Source organism: Candidatus Accumulibacter vicinus, from assembly GCF_000584955.1.
GTDB classification, from domain to species: domain Bacteria; phylum Pseudomonadota; class Gammaproteobacteria; order Burkholderiales; family Rhodocyclaceae; genus Accumulibacter; species Accumulibacter vicinus.
Genome location: NZ_JDSS02000021.1, coordinates 230031 through 245575 on the forward strand (window position 1 = coordinate 230031; position 15545 = coordinate 245575).

General features: G+C 58.0%; 23 protein-coding genes. 10 read left to right on the top strand and 13 right to left on the bottom strand.

Annotated elements, in window-relative coordinates; genetic code table 11:
* Positions 1-39: 39 nt before the first annotated feature.
* Positions 40-483 carry a barstar family protein gene (locus CAPSK01_RS22580; protein ID WP_273703444.1) on the top strand — a complete coding sequence of 148 codons (444 nt, stop codon included), beginning with the start codon at positions 40-42 and terminating at the stop codon, positions 481-483.
* Positions 480-929: a dihydroneopterin triphosphate diphosphatase gene (gene nudB, locus CAPSK01_RS09955; protein WP_034925839.1), complete on the top strand. Its 450-nt coding sequence runs from the start codon at positions 480-482 to the stop codon at positions 927-929. The genes CAPSK01_RS22580 and nudB overlap by 4 nt, the downstream gene beginning before the upstream one ends.
* Here nudB and CAPSK01_RS22585 read toward each other — a convergent pair.
* The 4 genes from CAPSK01_RS22585 to CAPSK01_RS09970 all read right to left on the bottom strand — a co-directional run bounded on the left by CAPSK01_RS22585 (position 898) and on the right by CAPSK01_RS09970 (position 3059).
* The gene (locus tag CAPSK01_RS22585) at positions 898-1107 is read right to left on the bottom strand and encodes a cysteine-rich CWC family protein (protein WP_337958566.1); all 210 of its coding nucleotides are present in this window, start codon (positions 1105-1107) and stop codon (positions 898-900) included. The two genes, nudB and CAPSK01_RS22585, sit on opposite strands and share 32 nt — an antisense overlap.
* A gap of 7 nt (positions 1108-1114) precedes the next feature.
* Positions 1115-1882, bottom strand: coding sequence for a DNA-binding domain-containing protein (locus CAPSK01_RS09960; RefSeq protein ID WP_034925841.1), 768 nt, complete (start codon positions 1880-1882; stop codon positions 1115-1117).
* A complete protein-coding gene (locus tag CAPSK01_RS09965; protein WP_034925843.1) occupies positions 1879-2712 on the bottom strand; it encodes a DUF692 domain-containing protein in 834 nt (277 codons plus the stop codon). The genes CAPSK01_RS09960 and CAPSK01_RS09965 overlap by 4 nt, the downstream gene beginning before the upstream one ends.
* Positions 2713-2798: 86 nt before the next feature.
* Complete coding sequence (locus CAPSK01_RS09970) at positions 2799-3059, bottom strand: hypothetical protein (RefSeq protein ID WP_034925845.1); 261 nt, start codon at positions 3057-3059, stop codon at positions 2799-2801.
* A 233-nt stretch (positions 3060-3292) separates the two neighbouring features.
* Between CAPSK01_RS09970 and rpoH the strand changes: the two genes are divergently transcribed.
* Positions 3293-4153 (top strand): RNA polymerase sigma factor RpoH, encoded by an 861-nt coding sequence (gene rpoH / locus CAPSK01_RS09975; protein WP_034925847.1) that lies wholly within the window; start codon positions 3293-3295, stop codon positions 4151-4153.
* 58 nt (positions 4154-4211) lie between these two features.
* Here rpoH and CAPSK01_RS09980 read toward each other — a convergent pair whose 3' ends face one another.
* Entirely contained in the window at positions 4212-4829 is a 618-nt protein-coding gene (locus CAPSK01_RS09980) for a hypothetical protein (RefSeq protein WP_273703445.1), read from the bottom strand.
* Positions 4826-5569 (bottom strand): SURF1 family protein, encoded by a 744-nt coding sequence (locus tag CAPSK01_RS09985; protein WP_273703446.1) that lies wholly within the window; start codon positions 5567-5569, stop codon positions 4826-4828. Before CAPSK01_RS09985 ends, CAPSK01_RS09980 begins: the two co-directional genes overlap by 4 nt.
* A gap of 45 nt (positions 5570-5614) precedes the next feature.
* Here CAPSK01_RS09985 and CAPSK01_RS09990 point away from each other — a divergent pair, with 45 nt between their 5' ends.
* Positions 5615-5812, top strand: a complete 198-nt coding sequence (locus CAPSK01_RS09990) for a twin transmembrane helix small protein (protein WP_034925849.1) — start codon at positions 5615-5617, stop codon at positions 5810-5812.
* A 53-nt stretch (positions 5813-5865) separates the two neighbouring features.
* Here CAPSK01_RS09990 and CAPSK01_RS09995 read toward each other — a convergent pair whose 3' ends face one another.
* From CAPSK01_RS09995 to coxB, 6 genes are all read right to left on the bottom strand, one after another.
* Positions 5866-6720, bottom strand: a complete 855-nt coding sequence (locus tag CAPSK01_RS09995) for a cytochrome c oxidase subunit 3 (RefSeq protein ID WP_034926055.1) — start codon at positions 6718-6720, stop codon at positions 5866-5868.
* A gap of 62 nt (positions 6721-6782) precedes the next feature.
* Positions 6783-7004 (bottom strand): DUF2970 domain-containing protein, encoded by a 222-nt coding sequence (locus tag CAPSK01_RS10000; RefSeq protein WP_034925851.1) that lies wholly within the window; start codon positions 7002-7004, stop codon positions 6783-6785.
* Positions 7001-7624, bottom strand: coding sequence for a cytochrome c oxidase assembly protein (locus CAPSK01_RS10005; RefSeq protein WP_273703447.1), 624 nt, complete (start codon positions 7622-7624; stop codon positions 7001-7003). Before CAPSK01_RS10005 ends, CAPSK01_RS10000 begins: the two co-directional genes overlap by 4 nt.
* Positions 7606-7725: a cytochrome oxidase small assembly protein gene (locus CAPSK01_RS22590; protein ID WP_273703448.1), complete on the bottom strand. Its 120-nt coding sequence runs from the start codon at positions 7723-7725 to the stop codon at positions 7606-7608. The genes CAPSK01_RS10005 and CAPSK01_RS22590 overlap by 19 nt, the downstream gene beginning before the upstream one ends.
* Positions 7722-9335: a cytochrome c oxidase subunit I gene (gene ctaD / locus CAPSK01_RS10010; RefSeq protein WP_034925853.1), complete on the bottom strand. Its 1614-nt coding sequence runs from the start codon at positions 9333-9335 to the stop codon at positions 7722-7724. The genes CAPSK01_RS22590 and ctaD overlap by 4 nt, the downstream gene beginning before the upstream one ends.
* A 31-nt stretch (positions 9336-9366) precedes the next feature.
* Positions 9367-10461 carry a cytochrome c oxidase subunit II gene (gene coxB / locus CAPSK01_RS10015; RefSeq protein ID WP_273703471.1) on the bottom strand — a complete coding sequence of 365 codons (1095 nt, stop codon included), beginning with the start codon at positions 10459-10461 and terminating at the stop codon, positions 9367-9369.
* Between the two features lie 128 nt (positions 10462-10589).
* On the opposite strand from coxB, the gene CAPSK01_RS10020 reads away from it, so the two are divergent.
* The 4 genes from CAPSK01_RS10020 to cyoE all read left to right on the top strand — a co-directional run bounded on the left by CAPSK01_RS10020 (position 10590) and on the right by cyoE (position 12861).
* Positions 10590-10877, top strand: coding sequence for a hypothetical protein (locus CAPSK01_RS10020; protein WP_034925855.1), 288 nt, complete (start codon positions 10590-10592; stop codon positions 10875-10877).
* Between the two features lie 136 nt (positions 10878-11013).
* A complete protein-coding gene (locus CAPSK01_RS10025) occupies positions 11014-11517 on the top strand; it encodes a DUF2244 domain-containing protein (RefSeq protein WP_273703449.1) in 504 nt (167 codons plus the stop codon).
* Positions 11514-11864, top strand: coding sequence for a cytochrome c oxidase subunit II transmembrane domain-containing protein (locus CAPSK01_RS10030; protein WP_034925857.1), 351 nt, complete (start codon positions 11514-11516; stop codon positions 11862-11864). Before CAPSK01_RS10025 ends, CAPSK01_RS10030 begins: the two co-directional genes overlap by 4 nt.
* Positions 11865-11964: 100 nt before the next feature.
* Positions 11965-12861, top strand: coding sequence for a heme o synthase (gene cyoE / locus CAPSK01_RS10035; protein ID WP_034925858.1), 897 nt, complete (start codon positions 11965-11967; stop codon positions 12859-12861).
* Here cyoE and mpl read toward each other — a convergent pair.
* Positions 12806-14224, bottom strand: a complete 1419-nt coding sequence (gene mpl, locus CAPSK01_RS10040) for a UDP-N-acetylmuramate:L-alanyl-gamma-D-glutamyl-meso-diaminopimelate ligase (protein ID WP_273703450.1) — start codon at positions 14222-14224, stop codon at positions 12806-12808. The genes cyoE and mpl overlap by 56 nt on opposite strands.
* 112 nt (positions 14225-14336) lie before the next feature.
* Between mpl and CAPSK01_RS10045 the strand changes: the two genes are divergently transcribed.
* Both CAPSK01_RS10045 and CAPSK01_RS10050 read left to right on the top strand, forming a co-directional pair.
* Complete coding sequence (locus tag CAPSK01_RS10045) at positions 14337-14945, top strand: hypothetical protein (protein WP_034925861.1); 609 nt, start codon at positions 14337-14339, stop codon at positions 14943-14945.
* Positions 14942-15484, top strand: a complete 543-nt coding sequence (locus CAPSK01_RS10050) for a TlpA disulfide reductase family protein (RefSeq protein WP_034925863.1) — start codon at positions 14942-14944, stop codon at positions 15482-15484. Before CAPSK01_RS10045 ends, CAPSK01_RS10050 begins: the two co-directional genes overlap by 4 nt.
* Positions 15485-15545 lie beyond the last annotated feature (61 nt).

Here is a 15545-nt window from a genome sequence, read left to right on the forward strand (position 1 = left end):
TGATCATTACCGCAGCTTCCGCCGCATACGCGAATAGCCATGAGCCAGAACGACTTGCAGAACCTGCTTGAGGATGCAACACAGGCCGGTATTTACCATCTGCCTTTGACTGGTCACAGGGTCGTCAAAGCTGCTGCGGAAGCGGCCGGCTTCGCCTGTTTTGACATCAGTTTTGACGACTCTGACCGCATCGACATCGTACTTTCGACACTCGGACGAGATCTCGATTTGCCCGAGTGGTACGGACATAACCTGGATGCCCTCAAGGATTGTCTGACCGATTTTTCGTGGTTTGAGGCCGCCGGTTATGTCCTGATCATCACCCGGGCTGAAATCCTGCAAGCCCAGGATCCGGCGTCTTTTCATGCGGTAAACGAGGTGTTTGCCGCGGCCATTGCCGAATGGCGCTTGCAGGATTTACCAATGTGGGTATTTTACGATCTTCGTGTTGACGGACTGGCGGCTCTCCCGATTCTGGCATGAAGCAATACAAGCAGCCGGTGTCGGTGCTGGTGGTGATCCATACGCGGGACTTGCAGGTACTGCTGCTCGAACGCGCTGCCCATGCAGGCTACTGGCAGTCCGTGACTGGCAGCCAGGAAGAGGGCGAGCCATTGTTGACCACTGCCGTCCGTGAAGTCGGAGAGGAAACCGGGATCAGGGTACTTGCCGAGGGCCTTGTGGATTGGCAGCTCAGCAATCGCTACGAGATTTTTGCCGAATGGCGCCATCGTTATGCTCCGGGTATCCTGCACAATACCGAGCATGTCTTCTCTCTGCTGCTTCCGGCAGCACAGCCGGTCACCCTTGCTGTCGAAGAGCACTTGCGTTACTGCTGGTTGCCGTGGCGCGAAGCGGCTGGGAAGTGTTTTTCGTGGAGCAACCGCGACGCGATTCTCATGCTTCCGGAGCGGATGCCTGAGCGCTGAGCCGTTGCTCCAGACAGGCCGGGCAGTAACAGCCGGCGGCAGCCGCGCTCGCTTCGAGGGAGAGCGTCGGTTTTTTCATACACCAGCAACTGGGGAGACCGGCTACCGCACCGCAGACAAAGGCGGTGCCGCAGTCCGTACACCTCGTCGTCATGGGGTTTCCCGGGAGTATGGGCATGTTCCGCTCATTCCTTACCCAGAAGGCCCTCGGCGATCCAGCGCTGGAGAAAAGCGGCAGCCGTCTGCGCCGGTTCCGGTACTCCGGATTCGGCAATCACCGTACAACAGTCGGCGAAACTGGCCCCCTGGGTCAAGGCCCGCAGGGCCGCTGCTTCGCAGGTATCGGAAGACCGCCAGCAGCAATCGAGCGTCGGCCGCCAGATCAGCAGTACATGTGCCAATGGTTTCGGTTCCTCGCTAGTGGTTGCGGCATCCGCATCGAGCGCTTTCCAGATCGGCTCGACACACCACGCCAGATCGATCATCTGCAAGGAGGGAAGGGGGGTGAATCGCCGTTGGGGCCAGTCTTCAAGCTGCAACGCAGCAAGATCGTCGGCGGTCAGGGCGGCGGCATCTGCAGCATCGAAGGCCGTACGCATTGCCCAGTCCATCCGTGCCAGGTCAAGCACCGCCGGATGTGGTAAACGTTCCGGGGCAGCAGCAAGAAACTCCACCAGCCTGTGGCCGAACCAGCGAATCGAACGGAAATGCGATGGATGCGCATCGATATACGCGTGCGCCAGAACAGCAAAGGCGTCATCGCCGAGTGCCCGCTGCAGAACCAGGAAATTGTCTCCCAGAGCCGCCGTCAGGCGGGCACGGTAAGCCTGCAGGTAAACGCCCATTCCCCCTCCCGCCAGCAGCGCTCCCTCCGCAGCAAATAGGCCCGGAGTGGAATGGTCACGCAGAATGCTCTGCTGGAAGCGCTGCTGCAAATCGGCCAGGGTGCTCATGCTGCCTGTTCGGTCTGGATGCGCTGTGCCAGCGCACGAACGCAGTCGAGTTCAGCGATGAGTTCCGCGAGTGGTGGAATGTTGTCGTCGCGTTCGATCATCGTTGGTATCGAACCAAGTCGTTTAACTGTATATAGGTACAAATCAAAGACTGCCTCGCAAATCGGTTGATCATGGGTATCGATGAGGTAACTGCCATGCTCCTCGTGTCCGGCAAGATGGATCTGGCGAACTGCAGTAAGCGGCATGGCATCAATGAAGGTGTGCGGATTGAAATGGTGATTGACGCTGCTCACGTAAACATTATTCACGTCGAGCAGCAACTCACAGCCAGTACGCCTGACCAATTCGCGGATGAACTCCCATTCGCTCATCTCGTCGGCGCGGTAGCGTACATAGCTGGAAACGTTCTCCAGCAATAGTGGTTGGCCGAGAGCCTCCTGTACCTGTGCCACGCGTGGCTCGAGTTGCCGCAGGGTGGCCTCGGTGTAAGGCAGTGGCAACAGATCGTGGAGGTTCAACGATCCGGTTCCGGTCCAGCACAGATGGTCCGAAACCCAGGCAGGCTCAACGCGGTCGACCAGCGCTCGCAACTGCCGCAAGTACGCAGAATCAAGGGCATCGCAGCTGCCAATCGAGAGCGAAACACCGTGCATCACCATCGGATAGTCGCGGCGGATGCGATCGAGATAGTAAAGGGGTTTACCCCCCGCGACGAGATAGTTCTCGGAAATGATCTCAAGCCAGTCCACATGCCATGGAGACTCGACAAAATCCCGATAATGTTCAGTACGAAGGCCTAGGCCGAAGCCGTTAAGGGTCTTGCGCATTGCCCCTCCTTCAGGTTGGCACCGGGGGCGTGACCGTTGGCCGGTGGCAGCCCGGTCACAGCCCGGTCACGCCGCATTGCAGCAGCTTACTTGACTACCTTGCCGCCCGCATCGGTGCATTCCTTGGCGCTGGCCTTGGTTACCCAGCCTTGGCCCTTGCAGGCATTCGTTCCTTTGCACTCGCTCTTGGCTGTTTTGCATTCGGAATGACCCTTGCACGAATTGATGCCGGCACAGTGTACCGAGCCTCCTTCCGCGGCGTGAACGCTGGGCATCATGATGCTGCCAGTGGCAAGAAGGGCTGCCGCAGTAGCAGCGATAGCGACACCAGACAGTTGATTTGACATTTGATTTTCCTTTCATTGGATGGATTGGGTCAAAGCTGGCCGTTCTTTAACCAGTTCTCTGACATTGCTTAGACGTTTTCACTGCGGAATTACTTACAGCAAAGGGGGAAAATTTTTCGCCGCAGTTCTGGTGTAGGGATTGGGCCAGACGAACTATCCTGTCAATTAGCACTCTCAGGCATTGAGTGCTAAAATAGAATCCATAACCAGTAACGTGAAGGAGGAATTATCCTATGACGCAAGCCTTGGCTTTTCCGACGGCTGCTGCAGTCGGCAGCATTGATGCTTATATCCAGGCGGTCAGGCAATTTCCGCTACTCAGCGAGGAAGAAGAGTTTCGTCTGGCTACCCGCTTTCGCGAGGAGGAAGATCTCGATGCGGCACGGCAGTTGATCCTTTCGCATCTCCGTTTAGTCATTGCCATCGCGCGCGGGTACCTCGGATACGGCCTGTCACACGCCGATCTGATTCAGGAAGGTAATATCGGCCTGATGAAAGCGGTGAAGCGTTTCGACCCTAAGCGCGGAGTGCGCTTGGTTTCGTTCGCCATCCACTGGATCAAGGCGGAGATTCATGAGTACGTCTTGAAGAACTGGCGGATGGTCAAAGTGGCAACGACCAAGGCGCAGCGCAAGCTGTTCTTCAATCTGCGCGGCATGAAAGCGAATAGCGAGGGCCTTAGTTCGTTGCAGGTGGCGGATATTGCGCATCGCTTGTCCGTCAAACCGGACGAGGTGATCGAGATGGACACTCGACTATCAGGTCATGATCTGGCGCTGGAAGGCAACAATGACGATGAGGACGCGTTTGCTCCGATTGCCTATCTCTCCGACCATTCGAGTGAACCACTCCATGTGCTTGAATCCCGTGCGCGTATGTACTTGCAGAATGATGGACTGCAAAGTGCGCTGGCCGTTCTCGATCCGCGTAGCCGTCGCATTGTCGAGGCGCGTTGGCTGACTGATGACCACTCGGCAACCTTGCACGAACTTGCGGCGGAATTCGGCGTCTCTGCCGAGCGAATTCGCCAGATCGAAGTCAAGGCGATGCAGAAGATGCGGGCGAATTTGACTTCCCTAGTGGAAAAAGATTGACCTGAGAATCTGGTTCTGAGCCTCCCGAGGCGCAGGGAGTGGTAAGCCATTCCTGTCGTCAAAGCTTGACCAGTTTCCCGAGTTCGCGGATGAAGGCCGTGGGGTCAGGATTGTCAGGGTAGCGAAAGACCACCAGGCCACGTCGGTCTACCAGATTGATATGGCGGCTTTGATGTCCCCCAAGAAGGTCCATCAGCTTGGCGTCTGTCGCGTAAACCAGAACCAGGTCAGGGTGAGCCGCCAACAGGGTTGCGGCGGGTGGCGTGGCATCGGTGATCAGCCAAAGGCGGTCGATCCGTTCCATATTGCGTCCCTGTGCGGTGCGCGCCTGCCGCGTCAGATAAAGTGTGTGCTGGCACCGTGCATCGCAGTCGCCGGGCGCCGCAAAAATCACCAGCCACTTGCCGCTGACTTCTCGATGCTCCAGCTGCTTCCCATCGGAGCGTCGCAGGAATTCAAACGGGAGCGCTACGGGCTCAAGTGGCAGACCAACCGTTGCCTTGACCTCCGGTGGTGAGACATAGCGAAAATACAGCGCGGCAAGAAGCGGCAACGCGCCTATCGCAACGATCGCTAGCAGTATCAATCGACCCTTGGTCGGGTTCGAAGCTGTGGTAACAGAGGCGAGTGATTGGCTCACAGGGACATCCTCTCCCGCCTGTTTCTCGGAGGTCATTGTACTGTCCTTGCAAGGACGCCGTAAACTGCAGCCATGAGCGCGAATACCAGCCACATTGCCGCATAGCCATAGTGTTTGATCGCGGGATTGTCGGGCGTGGCCCAATCACGGACCAGACCATCGCCGTTCGCAGCCGTTTGCATCAGAATCACCGGTAATGCGTCCAAGCCACTAAGCTGGCGATAATCTGCTTCCCGTACATGTTGCCAGACGGGTCCTTCCGGCGAGGTATTCTGCAATTCGAATATTCTGGTTTCAAAGTTGTGAGCCACTCCGGTAATCTCGATTTCACCTGTCGGCGAGGCAATGGATGGAACCTCGGAGCGTAGTCGCGGTGCAGGGATCCAGCCGCGATTGACCAATACGACGGAGTGGCTACCCGACAATTGTAAAGGCGTGAGCACATGATAGCCGGGGCGACTGCGATAGATCTTGTTATCCAGAAAAATCGTTTTCTCTGTAAGCCAGTGACCGCGTGCGGTCACCGCCCTGTCGATCAGACTCTCGAGGTCGCGCTGCTGAGCCGACAAAATAATGGGTGTTGAGATGAGGGCGGTCTGCTCGCGCGCGAAGCGTTCGCCCCGAGTCTCCGCACGCCAGAGTTGCAGGCGGGACATGGCGAGGCACGTCAGAACGACCAAAATGATCAGCAGCAGGCGCAGAGGCGCGCGCTTGAGGAGGGGAAGATCGACATCGGCAGAACGGCTGTGCTCAGGTTGTTGTCGTATGCGGACCATGCGTCCTAGACTAGGGTAGACTGTGGCATTTCAGAAGGAGAATCCATGCGCATCTTTGTCATGCTGATGCTGGTCGGGATCATCGCCAGTCTCGGCAGCGCTCTGGTCTATATCTATCGCGATCACGGCCCAGACAAGAACAGAGCGGTCAAGGCACTATCCTTGCGTGTCGGTCTTTCGTTCGGACTGTTTCTACTATTGATGGCCGCGCACTGGTTCGGCTGGATTGTTGACCGCCTGTAATTGCAGCGAGCGTGGCGCACCGCTTGGTGCGCCACGGGGTCAGTTGGAAAGAGTTAGAGCCAATAGACGACGACGAACAAGCCGAGCCAGACGACGTCCACAAAGTGCCAGTACCAGGCAACGGCTTCAAAGGCAAAGTGTCGCTCGGGAGTGAAATGTCCCTTCATTGCCCGCAAAAGGATCACGATCAACATTGTCGCACCGAGCGTCACATGAAAACCGTGGAAACCGGTCAACATGTAAAAGGTTGAACCGTACACACCTGTGGTCATCTTGAGGTTGAAGTGGCTATAGGCTTCACGGTATTCGTAAACCTGCAGGCCCAGGAAGAGCAGGCCAAGCAGCACGGTCAGGAACAGGCCGATGATCAATTGCTGCCGCTTGTTGGCAACCAATCCCCAGTGCGCCCAGGTCACCGTTGCCCCCGAACTCAGCAGCAGCAGGGTATTGATCGCTGGGATGCCCCATGCATGCATCGGTGTGAAGGCATCCTTGGCCGCAGGACCAGCTGTTGGCCATTGATTCTTGAAGCCTTCCCAAAGCGCTGCCTGCTCGGCACTGGCCAGGTCAGGAATGGACAGAACGCGAACATAGAAGAGCGCGCCAAAGAAGGCTGCGAAAAACATCACCTCTGAGAAGATAAACCAGGCCATCGACCAACGGAAGGAACGATCCACCTGCAGGTTATAGCGCTGGCCTTCCGATTCACCAATCACGCGTCCAAACCAGCCAAACAGCATGACCGTCAGAACGGCAGACCCACCGAGCAAAAAGTAACCGCCGTAGGCAATCGAGTTAAACGTCAGAATGGCGCCGGTTGCCAGCAAGAGCAACGCAAGCGACCCAACTACCGGCCAGTGCGAAGGCTCGGGAACGAAATAGCGGCTAGCTGATGCGGGGTAACTCATCTTGATTCCCTCCAAATCATATTTGTCGTTATGGTCCTGTTACTTTTTTCTCATGCGTCCGATCAATGACGACTGATGTAAATTGCCACGCTGACCAGTGCAAGCACAAATACCAGCATGAAAGCGAGCGCTGTGATCAACAACTTCAACGGCGACAGCGGTGGCGCATCGTGCGCGTACGGCTTGTGCCCACGTATCCCCAACAGCCCCCAAGCAACCGTACGAATGGTACGAAACAACCCGCCCTTCGGTTGTTGTTGTGGATTCACGACCACATCATTCACGTCCGGTTTTCCTTGCGTGTTGGCGATGAATTCGCGCTGCCACCCGACGGTACGGGTACTTCGAAGAAAGTATATGAAAGTGTGACCGTACCAACGTCATCTGGCAGTTTTGAATCAAGCAGGAAGACGACGTTCATTTCGCGGACCTCGTGCGGAGCAAACGTTTGCTGCTTGAAGCAAAAGCACTCCAGCTTCTTCACATAGCTTCCTGCATGCTGCGGGCCATAGCTAGGAACCGCCTGTCCGATCACCGTGCTGTTGCGCGTATTTTCGACCCGATAGACCACGTGTACGATCTCGCCAGTCTTGGTCGTGAGGCTGTTCATTTGGGGACGAAAGAGCAGCCCACTCTCATGACTGTTGGCATCAAACTCCAACGTCACGGGTCGTCCCGGGAGCGATGGCATTGCAACCTGTTCCGCACGGTCAATGTCGTACAGACCGGTCCATTCGCAAAAGGCCCGGTATAGCCGCGGCTGCGCGGCGACAAACAGCAGGCTGCCGGCCACTACAGTCAGCATGACCGCAGCGATGCGGGCGTTACTGATTGCCTGTGGTCGTGTGTTGGCAGCGGTGGCTGCAAGTGGGCCGGGTTCAGGGTTCAACTGCTGGCGATCCATTGGCGGATGATGAAGCTAAGAAAGACGGCGGTTGCGAACAGGGCGAGGCCGATTGCAATGCGGCGGCTGCCCTGTTCTCGCGATGACGGGTCGCGGGTCATGTATGTGCCTCAGCCACATTGAACGCCGGAGGATCTTCAAACGTATGGTACGGAGCAGGCGAGGGCACCGTCCACTCCAGTCCGTGTGCGCCATCCCAGGGCCGGCTTCCTGCCTTGGCGCCGCCCTTCAAGGCCTGGAAGACGACGATCAAGACCAGCAACTGGCTCAAACCGAAGCCGAAGGCGCCAACGCTGGACACTACGTTGAAGTCCGCGAACTGCTGCGAATAGTCGGGAATCCGCCGCGGCATGCCCGCCAGACCAAGGAAGTGTTGCGGGAAAAAGGCGATGTTGAAGAAGATGATCGACAGCCAGAAGTGCAGTTTCCCCAAACCTTCGTTGTACATGTGACCGGTCCACTTTGGTAACCAGAAATAGAGGCCGGCATAGGCGGAGAAAAGCGCTCCGGCGACCATGACATAGTGGAAGTGGGCTACGACGTAATAGGTATCTTGCAACTGGATGTCCACCGCCGTGATCGCCAGTACCAGGCCCGTCAGTCCGCCAATGGTGAACAGCACGAGGAAGCCGAGCGCAAACAACATCGGGGTTTCAAAGGTCAACGACCCTCGCCACATGGTGGTAACCCAATTGAAGACCTTCACCCCTGTTGGCACGGCGATGAGCATCGTCGCATACATGAAGTAGAGTTGCCCCGTGAGCGGGATGCCTGTTACATACATGTGGTGCGCCCAGACAAAGAAGGAGATCAGGCCAATCGCGGCAATTGCATAGACCATCGAGGCATAGCCGAACAGATGCTTGCGCGAGAACGCCGGGATCACATGGGAAACGACGCCGAAGGCGGGCAAGGCGATGATATAGACTTCAGGGTGGCCGAAAAACCAGAAAATGTGCTGGAACAGTACCGGATCACCACCGCCGGCCGCATTGAAGAAAGTGGTCCCGAAATGACGATCGGTCAGGAGCATGGTCACCGCACCAGCCAGGATCGGCATGGACGCGATCAGCAGGAAACCCGTGACCAGCCACGTCCAGCAGAACAGCGGCATTTTCATCAGGGTCATGCCGGGTGCACGCAGGTTGAGAATGGTAGTGACGATGTTGATCGAACCCATGATCGACGACATGCCAAGGATGTGGACGGCAAAGATGGTCATGTCCATCCCGATCCCCATCTGTACCGACAGTGGAGGGTAGAGGGTCCAACCCGTTCCGGCAGCGCCGCCGGGCACGAAGATCGACACCGTCAGAAGGATGGCGGCTGGTGGCAGCAACCAGAAACTCCAGTTGTTCATCCGCGCGAATGCCATGTCGGAGGCCCCAATCATCATCGGGATCATCCAGTTGGCGAAGCCGACGAAAGCCGGCATGATCGCGCCGAAGACCATGATCAGGGCGTGCAGAGTCAGCATCTGATTGTAGAACTCCGGGGACACGTACTGCAGTCCCGGGGAGAACAGTTCGGCGCGAATGATGAGTGACATCGCTCCGCCAACAAGGAACATCACGAAGCTGAACCACAGGTACATCGAACCGATGTCCTTATGGTTGGTCGTGGTCACCCAGCGCTTCCAGCCGCTCGGATAGTGGGCGTGGTCGTCATGATGATGATCGCCGGCATGTCCGGCAGTGTGCGTGGCTTGCATAATCAGTTTCTCCTGAGGGCCGGTAGCGCGATCACTTACCGCGACGCGCCTTGACTTCGGCGGGTTGAATGACTTCGCCGAGTTTGTTGGTCCATGCGTTCCGCTCGTAGGCGACAACGGCCGCGATATCCGTATCACTCAACTGTGGGCCGTAGGCCGCCATTGCAGTGCCCGGTTTGCCGTTGATGACGATGTCGAGATGACCTTCTTTCGGGCCCTTGACAATCTTCGATCCGTCCAGGGCGGGGAACACGGGCGGCAATCCCTGCCCGTTCGCCTGGTGGCAGGAAGCACAGTTGGCCGTATAGACCTTCTCGCCACGGGCAACCAGTTCATCGAGCTTCCAGATCTTGTTCGGATCGTCCGTTGCCGCAGCCATCTGTTGCTTCTGATCGGCAACCCAGGCGGCGTACTTTTCATCGGAGACCACTTCCACCACGACCGGCATGAAGCCGTGGTCCTTGCCACAGAGTTCGGAACACTGGCCGCGGTAAGTGCCTTCCTTGTCAGCACGAAACCAGGTATCGCGCAGGAAACCAGGAACCGCGTCGGTCTTCACGGCGAAGGCTGGAACCGACCAGTTGTGAATCACGTCGGTCGCCGTCGTGAGAATGCGCACCTTTTTTCCGACCGGTACCACCAGTGGGCGATCGACTTCCAGCAGATAGTGCTCGCCCTTGGGGGCCTTGTTTTCGATCTGGTCGCGCGGAGTGGAAAGCACACTCATGAATTTGACTCCGGCAGCGTCACCGGTGAGGTATTCGTAGCCCCACTTCCACTGGTACCCCGTAACCTTGACTGTCAGATCGGGCTGCGAGGTGTCACGCATGTTGACCAGGGCAGAAGTGGCCGGGAAGGCTATCGCGATCAGAATCAGCGCCGGAACAATGGTCCAGGCCAGTTCCACAGTGGTGTTGTCATGGAAGTCAGCCGCCTGGTGGCCCTTGGACTTGCGGTGAAAGACCAGCGAATAGGCAACAACCGCAAAGACTCCGGCAAAGATGATGAAGATTATCCAGGTCAGCAGGGTATGGAGGTCGTAGACGCGCTTGGCTGCAGCGGTCACGGGTTCTTGCAGATTGAGTTGCCAGGCAGCGTTCGCGGCGCCACTGAGCATGCCGAACATTCCAGCAAGCAGCCCGGCGTTAGCCAGTCGCAAACGATTCAGGTGGCGGTTCTTGTTTGAGTCTCGTGACATCTTTTCCCTCTCCCCATCAAGTGCATTTGCCACGCGGAACCGCATCGGCGAATGCATTGACGCATTCAAAAATCGACCAAAAAGGGCTCGTGCGAGCCCCGTTCCAGTTTTTCACCAGCCGCGAAGGCTATCACAATATAATTGATATGGATCAATTGGCCGCTAAAAAAATCAAGGAAGACAACAATGACATTGTGATCAACGACGACACGGTGAGCGAAAGCGTGCTCTCGTGCCGAAGGGATGTCGTTCTTCAGAAGCCACGGCGCAGATTTCGCAGTTTGGCGGGAGCGCCTGCGCTAGGGAGCAGTGTCAAAGGACGCATTGGCTGCGATGTGCCATGAGCAGCCGCGAACATGATGTTGGGCGACCTGTTGCCAACAAAGTGTGGCCCCGTGCTAGAATTTCGCGGCCGATACCTTGATTTGTATCAAGTCCAGCCAGGTTGTTCGGGGAGGCTGGCCATTGAGGAGGGGATTGATGAGCCTGATTGCAACCCGGACAGGGGCAGGGCGGACGTGGGTGGTTCGCCCGAACCACTCACTTTCGGTGGCTGAGCGCAAGCGGGTGTTTGTCGCCATGGCCGTGGTTTCGGGCACGATCGCGTTGGTTTTTTCGTATTTTGGCGCTTGGCCGATTCTGCCGTTTACCGGCTTCGAGCTTGCGCTGCTGTGGTGGGCGTTGCGATGTAGCGAGAAAACGGCAGAAGATTTCGAGAGAATTGCGCTGGCGTCAGGGCAACTGACGATCGAGACCCGCCGTGGCGCGCTGGCAGAGCGTCACGAGTTTCGGCCATACTGGGCGCAACTGCAGTATTTGAAGCCTCCGGGACAACGAAGTCATCGCTTGCTGATCCGCTCGCATGGCCGGGAGGTCGAACTCGGTCGTATGTTGACGGAAGAGCAGAAAAGGGTGCTTGCCGCAGAGCTGAGACAAATCCTCGGGGCTGCCTGGCCCGACAAGAATCATAAGGAGACAAATTGAAGGCACTTCATCGTTTTTGTCAACGAGCGAGCGTTCCACTATCGGTGGCGCTGCTTCCATCGCTTGCCCATGCCCAGTACGGCGTGGACTTCCCAATGCCTGTGGGCGCGATCAGCCGTCATACGCTCCAGATACACAGCTATTTCATGATCATCATCACCGTGCTGTTTGTCGTTGTGCTTGGCATCACGATCTACTCGATGTTCGAGCACCGCAGGAGTGCCGGCCAGCAGCCGGCAAAGTTTGCAGGGCCGACCGGAACGGTGCAGTGGCTGTGGGCAATGGTACCATTTGCCATTCTGCTGTTCATCGACTACATCCTGATCGGCATCCACTTTTTCAACTGATATCACAAAGCCTAGCCGGGCAGACCGGACATGCAAGGGGGGACCCGCCAAGGATCGCGGGATCTGCCGAAAGACCAGGGGTCGGAGAAAACAGTAAGATATGGCCGCTATCAGCACAAGCACCCGTCGTTCGGCCGGACAACGCCTGGGGGCTTTCTTCGAGTTGTGCAAGCCGCGGGTCAACAGCCTGATCGTATTTACGGCCATGATCGGGATGTTTCTCGCCACGCCATCATTTCCGCCATTCGCGCTTTTTGTCTCGGCGTCAGTGGGGATCGCGCTGGTCGCCGGTGCTGCGGCAGCGATCAACTGTCTGATCGAAAAGCATATTGATTCATTGATGGCGCGCACGCGCGCGCGCCCGACGGCGCGTGGAGAAGTCTCGTCCACGGAAACCCTGACCCTGGCGACCCTCGTCGGCGGCCTCGGATTGTGGATCCTGCACAGCTTTGTCAATCCCCTGACGATGTGGCTGACGCTGGCCACCTTCCTCGGCTACGCTCTGGTTTATACGGTGCTGCTGAAGCCGGCAACACCGATGAACATCGTCATCGGGGGGGCTTCCGGTGCCATGCCGCCGCTCCTGGGCTGGACGGCGATCACCGGTCAGGTGGGTCCGGAGGCGCTGATCCTCTTCCTGATCATTTTCATCTGGACGCCGCCCCATTTCTGGGCGCTCGCGTGTTACCGTTGTGCCGACTACGCCAAGTCGGGCCTGCCGATGCTGCCGGTAACCCATGGCATCCGCTTCACTTGCCTGCACAGCCTGCTGTACGTGGTCATGCTCACCGCTGCAACGGTGTTGCCCTACACCCTGGGAATGAGCGGCCCCTGGTATCTGGCCAGCGCACTGATCCTCGATGTGATTTTCCTGGTCTACAGCGTCACCTTGTGGCGTGATTACAGCGACAAGCTGGCGAGGCTGACTTTTCGCTATTCAATCATCTACTTGACTCTGCTGTTCGCGGCCCTTCTGGCGGACCATTTCCTGCGTTGAGAGGCCCGGCGGCGAGTGCTGCCAGCAGTTTGTCGTGGATGCCGCCAAAGTCGCCGTTGCTCATCACCAGCACCTGGTCGCCAGCGCATGCGGCGCTGGCAATGCGTGTCACCAGGCGGTCGAGATCATCGTCGATGATTACTCTATCGCCCAGCGGAGCGAGTGCTTCGGCAGCGCTCCATCCGAGATTCGCGGCGTAGCAGAAGACCAGGTCGGCGTCGCCAAGGCTGGCAGGCAGCAAGGCCTTCATCACCCCGAGCTTCATGGTATTCGAGCGTGGCTCCAGGACCGCCAGAATGCGGTCGCTGCCGATCTTGCTGCGCAGGCCTGCCAGCGTCGTCGCAATTGCCGTCGGGTGATGGGCAAAATCGTCGTAAACGTGGACACCTCCAGCCGCCCCCCGCAGTTCCAGACGACGCTTGACATTCTTGAAGCGTGACAGCGCCGCCAGGCTTCTGACAAAAGGTACCCCGGCATGCCTGGCCGCAAGCAGGACGGCGACTGCGTTGCTGCGGTTGTGCGTTCCGGTCAGGCTCCAATACGTACTGCCCACCAGTTCGTCGCCGTGCAACAGCCGCAGCGACCCGTCGACATCGCTCCCTTCTGCGCGCCAGCCGGTGGTGTCGTTGAAGCGCTCGACCGGCGTCCAGCAGCCTTTGGCCAGGACACGCGCAAGGTTGTCGTCGGCGGCGTTTGACACCAGCAGTCCATGGCGCGGTAGAGTACGAACGAAATGGTGAAATTGCGTCTCGATCGCCACCAGATCAGCAAAGATGTCGGCATGGTCGAATTCGAGATTGTTCAGGATGGCGGTCCGTGGGCGGTAGTGAACGAATTTGGAGCGCTTGTCGCAGAAAGCGGTATCGTACTCGTCGGCTTCGATCACGAAAAACGGCGCGTCCGTATTACTGCCGGATAGTCGCGCTGAAACCCCGAAATTTACCGGCACCCCCCCGACCAGGAAGCCTGGACTCAGTCCCGCGTCCTCAAGGACCCACGCCAGCATCGCGGAAGTCGTCGTCTTGCCGTGCGTTCCAGCCACCGCCATCACCCAGCGCCCCTTGAGAATATTCTCGGCCAGCCACTGCGGGCCTGAAAGGTAAGGCAGGCCACGGTCAAGAATTTCCTCGAGCAGGGTGTTGCCGCGCGTAATGGCATTGCCGACCACGTAACAATCGGGTTCGAAAGCCGTTTGCGCGCTATCATAGCCTTCAATGATCTCGATTTCTGCAGCCTCAAGCTGTGTGCTCATTGGCGGGTAAACCCCGCTGTCACAGCCCGTGACGTGATGCCCCGCGGCACGCGCCAACTGCGCAAGGCCTGCCATGAAAGTGCCACCAATGCCGAGGATATGAATATGCATGTCCCGAATCCAAGTTAAAATCAGGCTGAGGAGACGCGATTGTACCCTTGCCCGAGATTTCGCGCGCCCTGACCAGACCCCTGCCATCGCCAGACCACTGCGGGATTCATCCATGAGCGGCCGACAGGATCGCCAGCGCAATTCACAGCAACGCAGCCGTGTGGCTGCGCTCGCCGCCCGTCTGATGGCCCAGGACGGTATCAGTGATCTCACTCTGGCGAAACGCAAGGCGGCACGCAACCTGGGCTTGCCGGAGAGCGTGGGCATGCCTGACGACAGCGAAGTCGAGGCCGAGCTGCGGATCTACCAGCGCCTGTTCCAGAACCAGGAACAGCAGGCTAGAAGTCTGCATTTGCTGCGCACTGCGGCGTCGCTGATGGCGATCTTGCAACGCTTCAATCCCTATCTGACCGGATCGGTGCTCGATGGCAGCGCCGGCCGTTATGCCGAGATCGACATTCAGTTGTTCCCGGACAGTGCCAAGGACGTCGAAATCTTTCTGCTCAATGAGGGAATGGCATTTCGCCATCGTCTGCCACGCACCGATCGTGCTGAGGCCGTGCTGACGATTCTCGGTCATGATGAAGTGGTCAACCTCGTCATCTACCCGCGTGACGAGGAGCGCGTCAGCTGCAAAACGCATGACGGAAGAATTCGGGAACGCGCTCGACTGGACGCCGTCAATAGGCTGTTGGCGGCCAACTGCATGCCCGACAGATGAGAAACGCGGTGCTGATCGGCCTGTTTGCCGCTGCCCTGCTGGCTGGAATCTACACCGCGTCGCAACGTTCCGGTCCGCCGCTGCAGGCCTGGCCAGCGGCGACGACCGAGGCGCTGGCACGCCTGTTTGCCAGCAGTCTCGAAGACGTGCATGGGCAGTCTTATCCGTTTTCGCGTTGGCAAGGAAAAACGCTGGTCGTCAATTTCTGGGCTACCTGGTGCCCGCCTTGCCGGGACGAAATGCCGGCGTTTTCGCGACTGCAGGGTCGCTATCGGCCACAAGGTGTGCAGTTTGTCGGCATTGCTCTCGACAGCAAAGACAATATACGCGCTTTTGCCGAAACCTATCCTGTTGGCTACCCGCTGCTGATCGGTGACGCAGCTGGCGTCGACCTTGCCGGGCAGCTCGGGAACACCGTGCTGAGTCTGCCCTATACACTGGTGATCAGTGCGCAGCGTGAGGTTCTGCTGCGCCGGCTCGGTCCCTTATCCGAGAGCGAGCTGGATCGCATCCTGCAGCAGCAGGTGGCGACGCGCTGAAGACGTGTTGCTGGACCGTCACACCCAATCGCTATAAGCCTGCTCGGTCCGTATGCTATAG

Bases quoted from the DNA above. Each gene is read 5' to 3' on its own strand.
- CAPSK01_RS09995 (WP_034926055.1), bottom strand. From the start codon at position 6,720: ATGAGTTACCCCGCATCAGCTAGCCGCTATTTCGTTCCCGAGCCTTCG.
- CAPSK01_RS22585 (WP_337958566.1), bottom strand. From the start codon at position 1,107: ATGCCCATACTCCCGGGAAACCCCATGACGACGAGGTGTACGGACTGC.
- ctaD (WP_034925853.1), bottom strand. From the start codon at position 9,335: ATGCAAGCCACGCACACTGCCGGACATGCCGGCGATCATCATCATGAC.
- nudB (WP_034925839.1), top strand. From the start codon at position 480: ATGAAGCAATACAAGCAGCCGGTGTCGGTGCTGGTGGTGATCCATACG.
- CAPSK01_RS09965 (WP_034925843.1), bottom strand. From the start codon at position 2,712: ATGCGCAAGACCCTTAACGGCTTCGGCCTAGGCCTTCGTACTGAACAT.
- CAPSK01_RS22580 (WP_273703444.1), top strand. From the start codon at position 40: ATGAGCCAGAACGACTTGCAGAACCTGCTTGAGGATGCAACACAGGCC.
- CAPSK01_RS09980 (WP_273703445.1), bottom strand. From the start codon at position 4,829: ATGACCTCCGAGAAACAGGCGGGAGAGGATGTCCCTGTGAGCCAATCA.
- CAPSK01_RS09970 (WP_034925845.1), bottom strand. From the start codon at position 3,059: ATGTCAAATCAACTGTCTGGTGTCGCTATCGCTGCTACTGCGGCAGCC.
- CAPSK01_RS09960 (WP_034925841.1), bottom strand. From the start codon at position 1,882: ATGAGCACCCTGGCCGATTTGCAGCAGCGCTTCCAGCAGAGCATTCTG.
- CAPSK01_RS10025 (WP_273703449.1), top strand. From the start codon at position 11,014: ATGAGCCTGATTGCAACCCGGACAGGGGCAGGGCGGACGTGGGTGGTT.
- coxB (WP_273703471.1), bottom strand. From the start codon at position 10,461: ATGTTCGGCATGCTCAGTGGCGCCGCGAACGCTGCCTGGCAACTCAAT.
- CAPSK01_RS10005 (WP_273703447.1), bottom strand. From the start codon at position 7,624: ATGGATCGCCAGCAGTTGAACCCTGAACCCGGCCCACTTGCAGCCACC.
- CAPSK01_RS09990 (WP_034925849.1), top strand. From the start codon at position 5,615: ATGCGCATCTTTGTCATGCTGATGCTGGTCGGGATCATCGCCAGTCTC.
- cyoE (WP_034925858.1), top strand. From the start codon at position 11,965: ATGGCCGCTATCAGCACAAGCACCCGTCGTTCGGCCGGACAACGCCTG.
- mpl (WP_273703450.1), bottom strand. From the start codon at position 14,224: ATGCATATTCATATCCTCGGCATTGGTGGCACTTTCATGGCAGGCCTT.
- CAPSK01_RS10050 (WP_034925863.1), top strand. From the start codon at position 14,942: ATGAGAAACGCGGTGCTGATCGGCCTGTTTGCCGCTGCCCTGCTGGCT.
- rpoH (WP_034925847.1), top strand. From the start codon at position 3,293: ATGACGCAAGCCTTGGCTTTTCCGACGGCTGCTGCAGTCGGCAGCATT.
- CAPSK01_RS10045 (WP_034925861.1), top strand. From the start codon at position 14,337: ATGAGCGGCCGACAGGATCGCCAGCGCAATTCACAGCAACGCAGCCGT.
- CAPSK01_RS22590 (WP_273703448.1), bottom strand. From the start codon at position 7,725: ATGACCCGCGACCCGTCATCGCGAGAACAGGGCAGCCGCCGCATTGCA.
- CAPSK01_RS09985 (WP_273703446.1), bottom strand. From the start codon at position 5,569: ATGGTCCGCATACGACAACAACCTGAGCACAGCCGTTCTGCCGATGTC.